This window comes from Streptomyces sp. UH6 (assembly GCF_013421635.1).
Classification (GTDB): Bacteria; Actinomycetota; Actinomycetes; order Streptomycetales; family Streptomycetaceae; genus Streptomyces; species Streptomyces abyssomicinicus.
In genome coordinates this window covers 1-2,811 of the sequence record NZ_JACADT010000753.1, presented here as the reverse complement: position 1 = coordinate 2,811, position 2,811 = coordinate 1, and the positions used below count along the sequence as shown (strand labels likewise).

The following is a 2,811-nucleotide window of genomic DNA, read 5'->3' as shown; positions in this document are numbered from 1 at the left end:
ATCCGGTCGGCCGCGTCCTGGAGCCACTGCGGCGGGGTGAGCAGGAACGACGTCTGGTTCAGGTCGACCCGCGCGGGCGCGGGGGGCTGCGGCGCGGGCGTGGCGTCCTGACGGCCGTACAGCTCCTCGTAGCGGCGTACGACCTCGCCCACCGCCAGCCCCGGCCACAGCGTGGCCTCGCCGCTGTCACGGGCGATCACCAGCCGCTGCGCGCCGCCGTCGGAGCGCGGACCGTCGGCCCGGTCCTCGGCCCACACCACGAAGCCCAGCTCGAACTCGCGCACCCGCACCTCACGGTGCTGGTACGCGGGCACGTCGCCGTTGATCCATTCCTCGCCGCGCTCCTGCGCCTGCGCGAAGGTCACCATCGGCCGTTCACTCCCCTGTCCGGCCCGACACCGGCACCGCGCGCGCGAAACCGCCGTCCACCATCAGATTCGCCACCGTCTCCAGCTCGGGCGGGCTGCCCGCGAGCCGGCCGAGGAACGCGTCGAAGTCCTCGCCGCAGGGCAGCAGCAGCCGCTCCACCCGCTCGGCCGGGGTCCACGACGGGTCCGCGTCGCGCACGTCGTCGTAGGCGCAGAACCACACCGAGCCGCGCCGCTCGCCCTTGACCTTCACCGCGAGGATGCCGCCCTGGAGGAACGCCACCCCCAGGTAGTCCTTGGTGAGGTGGTCGCGCAGGCACTTGTTGACGTACACCAGGTCGTTGACCGCCGCCTCGTCGCGGACGGTGAGGAACGGCTGGTCGACCAGCAGGCCCAGCTCGGCGTCGAGCGCGGTGCCCGCGGGGGCGCAGCCGCCGGCCGCCTTCAGGAACGCGCGGTAGGCGCCGGGCAGCTGGTACCCGAGCTCCTCCTCCACGGCCTGCACCTGGTGCTCGGTCACCGCGACGGAGGTCTTGGGGAGCCGGAAGTGCGCGGGCCGGGTGTCCTGGAGCGGGCGGGTGCCGCGCTTGCCGTGCTCCACGGCCGTCGTGGAGATGCCGCCGTGGTGCCGCAGCAGCGCCTTCACCTCGACCGGGACCAGCTCCAGGCGCCGCGTGCGCGGGACGTGGTGCCAGGTCCAGCCGTGCGGGGTGGCCACCGGCGGGATCGTGTCCCACAGCGGGTGCCCGCTCGCGGCCAGCGCGGCGTTGGCGGAGACGTGGTCCGTCAGCCGCAGCTCGTCGACGCCGAATCCTTCCGGCGGGTCGGCGATCTCGGCGGCCGCCCGGGCGTAGGGCGAGAAGTCCGGGTAACCGTGTTCGTCGACCCTCACGCCCGCCGGGTGCCGGGCGGCGCGGACGGGGTCGGGAAAGTGCACGACCTGTCCGGCGTAGGCAGCGTTCGGCGGCGCGGGTCGTCCTCCGGTCCCGTGGCCGGGAGAGACCCCCAGCCCGAGCCCACCTGTTGTCATGGCGGTTGCCCCCTGCGGCGTTCCGGCGGCCGGTGAAGCCGCGCTCTCCCATACTGTCGACCACCGCGTGGGTGGCGGTTCCCGACAGACTATGCGGTGCCGCGCGCGGTGGTCATCGCGCGTCCGGATGTGTGATCCGGCATCCGGATGTGTGATCTCACGTCAACACTCCGTGGCCGTCGAGCCCCGCGTCGGGCGTGTCACGGGCCCTGGCTTCCTTGTCGGCCACAGGGTTTGGCACTCTAAGGCCACCGAGGGGATGCTCGGGAGGTGAGAACGATCATGAAGGCCGCACAGACCGCCAGGACGGAACCGCCGTCCGGTCCGTCGCAGGACCCCCGAGTCGGCTGGAGCAGCGCGGACGGTACCGCGGCTCCGGCGCTCCTGCACCGCCGTGACGGGATACTCCCGACGGTGGCCGCCGCGCTGTCCGTGCGCGGCAACACGCTCACGGGCACGGCCGCCCGGGGCGACCAGACGCCCGTGCTGCATCCGCTGGTGCAGGACTTTCTCGACGCCCTCACCAGCGACCAGCGCGACCGCTTCACCGGCCGGTGCGCCGAGACGCTGCTGATCTCGCGGCAGATCTGCGCCGCGGACGCGGCGCGGAGCAAGCGGGCCGCGCGCCGGCCGATGACCGCCGGCGAGGCCCGCAAGGCACTGAAACAGGCCAAGCTGACCGCCCGTCGCATCCGGGAGGACGGCGATCCGCTGCACGGCAGCTTCGCCGCGCCCTGCCGGGCCTGCGCGGCCCTCTCCGCCCACTTCGGGGTGCGGGTCGTCGACCCGGGGGCCGAGGGCTGAACCGGCCGCCGCCCGCCGCCCCCACCGCCGCCCCTCGCCCTTCGACCCGCCGCACCTCGACCGCCGTCCGCCGCCCTCGACCCCTCCCGTCCCCAAGGACTCCAGGTTCCTGATGCAAGCCGAGCGAACATCCACGACCCGTTTCGCCGTCCACGTCGACGCCGCGCTGCGTGCAGCGGGCTGGGAGCCGGGACGGTGGGACATCCGGCAGGCCGAGATCTGGGCCGACACCCTCCGCGAGCACGTCTCGCCCGCCGGGCACACGCACGCGGTGCACACCGCGGCGGTGGAGGTGTGGGCGGAGTTCGGCGGCCTGCGGGTGGCGCCGTCCGGGCCGGGACGGCAGGTGGCGCCGGCCGAGTTCGAGATGGACCCCATGCACGGGCTGCACATGGCCCGCACGCTGGGCGACCTCGGGCGGGCGCTGGGGACCGAGCTGTGCCCGGTCGGAGCGGAGCCGGCCAGCGGCGCCCTCCTCGCCATGGACGCGCTGGGCCGCGTCTACGCCCTCGACCACGCCGGTGACTGGTTCCTCGGCCCCGGCATCGACCAGGCCGTCACCACCCTCGTCACCGGCACCGCCCCCACCCGCCTCACCATCGCGGACCT

Annotated in this window: 3 protein-coding genes and 1 pseudogene; 2 read left to right on the top strand and 2 right to left on the bottom strand. The window is 74.4% G+C overall.

Going from position 1 to position 2,811, the window contains the following annotated elements:
• Both HW445_RS25320 and HW445_RS25315 read right to left on the bottom strand, forming a co-directional pair.
• Window positions 1–368, bottom strand: a pseudogene (locus HW445_RS25320) (hypothetical protein); the annotation flags it as partial.
• Window positions 369–375: 7 nt separating this feature from the next.
• A complete protein-coding gene (locus tag HW445_RS25315) occupies window positions 376–1,398 on the bottom strand; it encodes an HNH endonuclease (protein WP_180223231.1) in 1,023 nt (340 codons plus the stop codon).
• Between the two features lie 282 nt (window positions 1,399–1,680).
• On the opposite strand from HW445_RS25315, the gene HW445_RS25310 reads away from it, so the two are divergent.
• Together HW445_RS25310 and HW445_RS25305 are read left to right on the top strand one after the other, a co-directional pair.
• Window positions 1,681–2,202, top strand: a complete 522-nt coding sequence (locus tag HW445_RS25310; protein ID WP_180223230.1) for a YwqJ-related putative deaminase — start codon at window positions 1,681–1,683, stop codon at window positions 2,200–2,202.
• A gap of 112 nt (window positions 2,203–2,314) precedes the next feature.
• The coding region (locus tag HW445_RS25305; RefSeq protein WP_180223229.1) for an SUKH-3 domain-containing protein at window positions 2,315–2,811 on the top strand (497 nt) is incomplete at its 3' end.

Excerpts from the sequence above, each read along its gene's own strand:
- HW445_RS25310 (WP_180223230.1), top strand. The coding sequence starts at position 1,681 with ATGAAGGCCGCACAGACCGCCAGGACGGAACCGCCGTCCGGTCCGTCG.
- HW445_RS25315 (WP_180223231.1), bottom strand. The coding sequence starts at position 1,398 with ATGACAACAGGTGGGCTCGGGCTGGGGGTCTCTCCCGGCCACGGGACC.